4 protein-coding genes and 1 pseudogene are annotated in these 2,757 nt (G+C 71.4%); 3 read left to right on the top strand and 2 right to left on the bottom strand.

Annotated features, from left to right (window positions below; all coding sequences use genetic code 11):
- Window positions 1–11: 11 nt before the first annotated feature.
- Window positions 12–242, bottom strand: a pseudogene (locus tag DKL51_RS29970) (hypothetical protein); the annotation flags it as partial.
- A gap of 55 nt (window positions 243–297) precedes the next feature.
- On the bottom strand, window positions 298–642 hold the full coding sequence (locus DKL51_RS29965) for a hypothetical protein (protein WP_109948231.1): 345 nt from the start codon (window positions 640–642) through the stop codon (window positions 298–300).
- Between the two features lie 219 nt (window positions 643–861).
- Between DKL51_RS29965 and DKL51_RS29960 the strand changes: the two genes are divergently transcribed.
- From DKL51_RS29960 to otsB, 3 genes are all read left to right on the top strand, one after another.
- Complete coding sequence (locus DKL51_RS29960; RefSeq protein WP_109948232.1) at window positions 862–1,347, top strand: helix-turn-helix domain-containing protein; 486 nt, start codon at window positions 862–864, stop codon at window positions 1,345–1,347.
- A 179-nt stretch (window positions 1,348–1,526) separates the two neighbouring features.
- Complete coding sequence (locus DKL51_RS29955; RefSeq protein WP_109948233.1) at window positions 1,527–1,880, top strand: hypothetical protein; 354 nt, start codon at window positions 1,527–1,529, stop codon at window positions 1,878–1,880.
- Window positions 1,881–1,950: 70 nt separating this feature from the next.
- Window positions 1,951–2,757 (top strand): trehalose-phosphatase (gene otsB / locus DKL51_RS29950; RefSeq protein ID WP_124812838.1); only part of this gene is annotated, 807 nt, incomplete at its 3' end.

The following is a 2,757-nucleotide window of genomic DNA, read 5'->3' as shown; positions in this document are numbered from 1 at the left end:
GGAGGTCACCGCCTAGATCCGGACGCCCGGCCGGGCGCGGCCGGGGCGGCGACGGGGGCGGCGATGGCGGCCTGGGCGTCCCGGCGCCGCCGGTTCCAGGCGCCCCGGTCGCCGTCGAAGTAACCCTGCCGGTACCCGAAGCGGTAACCGATCCGGTAGCTGAGCTGACCGTGCAGTCGGCCCGCCGCATAGCAGGTCGAGCCGAGGACGAGGACGAGGAAGACGGCGAGGAACGGACTCATCCGGCCACCCCCGGGGAGGTCGGGACGCCGGGCCGTACCGCCGTCGGGCGCCGGATCATCGCTCCTCCGGCTCGGTCGAGGTGGGATCGACGACCAGCAGCCGGTCCAGGTCGGCGGTGCTGACCTCCTCCACCAGCTCGACGCTGATCCGGCAGCCGTCCAGCACGACCTCGGCGACGGAGGCGCGCCGGATCTCGCCGCCGGCGTCGTACACCCGGACGCTCAGCTCCGGGCAGCCGAGGTGGGTACGCCAGGCGTTCCACTCCGCCCGGTCGCCCACGCTCAGGGACAGGTACCGGCACCCACGGGCGAGGTAGAGGCGCCACGGTGCGCTCAGCCCGGCGGCCACTCCCTCCGCGATCAGACCGAAAGCTTGGGCTCGGGTTGCGAGCTCGGTCACCAAACCCCCCTGGAACCCGCGGCGTGACGCACGTGAGCACTGATCGTCTCATGCACGTGACACACCGTAAGTTGTCTCATGAGCGTGACAGTATCAGCTTTTCGTCTGTTTACCGTCGTACTCGCGGGCATCTATTCTGGCCGGGTGACACCCCTCAAGAGCAGTGCTGGATCGTTTACCGACCACTCAGGAGCACCGTCACGCCAGCGTGACAGCAGCGTGCCGGGCCAGCCCCGGACGGGCGGCTGGTCGTACCGTCACGGGGCGACCGAGACGGCCAACGCACGGAAGATCGCCTTCGCCACCTTCGTCCGCCGGGCGCTCGACGACGCCCGCGCCATGCGGGCCTGGAGCGGCACCGAGGTCTCCCGGCGCACCGGCGTCTCCCGCCAGACCATCAACCGCTGGATCCGCGGCGACTGGGCCAGCGACCCGGAGGTCGAGCGGGTGGTCGCCTTCTGCGAAGGACTGGGGCTCAACCCCGCGAACGCCTTCACGGCACTCGGTTGGGACCGCGCGGCCCCGCCGCGCAGCACCCCCGATCCGCCCCCGATGGACCCCGACGTCGAGGCGCTGCTGCGCCGCCTGGTCGACCCGAACGTCTCAGAGGCCGAGAAGTTCCACATCAGGGAGACCATTCGCTACCTCGCCTACCGCCCGACAATGCCCGTCGATTCCGGAAAACGAGGCAGGCAGGCCGGGTAGGCGGCCCGTCCCGCAGTTCCTCAAATGGCGAAAGAACGTCAGGACAGACCCGATCGTTGCACTCCAGGTCGGGAACGGGCGCGCTAGCGTCCGTATCCGTACTGCTCGGGGCTCGTCGTCGGCGGGGGGACGGGACAAGGCCGAACTCAGCCCTGCGGGACAGAAGGAGGGGTCTGTCCATGACCCTGAAATGGTGGTCCGTCGTGGTCGCGGTGGTGGCGGTGACGGCGTGCGTGACCGGCAACGTGGTGGTCGGCGTACTGGACGGCGGGCAGCTTCCCCTGGTCGTCAACCTCTTCGCCCTCACCACCGCCGGCACCGCGGTGGTGCTGGCCGTCGTCGCCGAGCTGCACGACCGGCTCAACGACCGGGTCAGTGCGCTCACCGAGTTCATGGTGGCCCGGCTGAACGAGATCGAGGCACACACCGGCGACCGGAACAGCGGCTTCGTGGAGGGCTACCTGCTCAGCCAGGGCCAGGAAGCAGCCGTGGTGCCGTTCGGCCGCCGGGGACGCGGAGCCGCCGAACGGTGACTCTGCGCCACGATTGAGCGTCACGTCTCACCGACGAATGGGCGCCCGTGCCCGGGGTACGCTGTCGCGCGTGCCGCCGTTGAATCTGGGCAACCAGCAGCCGAAGACCCCGTTGGACGCCGACCAGGCATGGCGCGCCACCGCCCGTCGGGCGGCGGACATCGTGTTCTTCTTCGACTTCGACGGCACCCTCGCGCCGGTCGACGACGACCCGACCGCCGTCCAGCCGGCCCCGAACGTCCTGGCGGCGCTGGAGGCCCTCGCCCCGCACGTACGGAGGATCGCCATCGTCTCCGCGCGGCCGGTGGAGTTCCTCCGCGACCACTTGGGCGGCCTGGCCGGAATCGACCTGTACGGGCTCTACGGCCTGGAGCACAGCCACTCCGGCGGCGAGACGGTGACCGAGCCGGCCGCGCTGCCCTGGGTGCCCACCATGGCGGAGCTCGCCGACCAGGCCCGGGCGGAACTGCCGCCGGGCGCCCTGGTGGAGTTCAAGCGGCTCTCGGTGGCCCTGCACTGGCGGACCGCCCCGCAGCTCGGCGACCTGGTGCAGGAGTGGGGCCGGGCCCGGGCCGAGCGGCTCGGGCTGCGTTGCCAGGCCGGCCGGATGGTGCTGGAGTTGAAGCCCCCGGTCGACCGGGACAAGGGCATGGTCATCGGCGAGGTCGTCCGGGACGCGGGCGGGGCCTGGTACTTCGGCGACGACGTCTCCGACATCAAGGCGTTCGCCGCGCTGCGCGCCCGGGCCGCGGCCGACCCCGACTTCATCGGCGTCTGCGTCGCGGTCGCCAACCCGGAGACCGGTCACGAGGTCGCAGACGCCGCCGACCTCACCCTCGACTCCCCCACCGCCCTGGCCGACTTCCTAACCCAGTCC

It is taken from the genome of Micromonospora globispora (assembly GCF_003857015.1).
In the GTDB taxonomy this organism is placed as follows: Bacteria; Actinomycetota; Actinomycetes; order Mycobacteriales; family Micromonosporaceae; genus Micromonospora; species Micromonospora globispora.
This window is presented reverse-complemented; position numbering and strand designations above follow the sequence as displayed.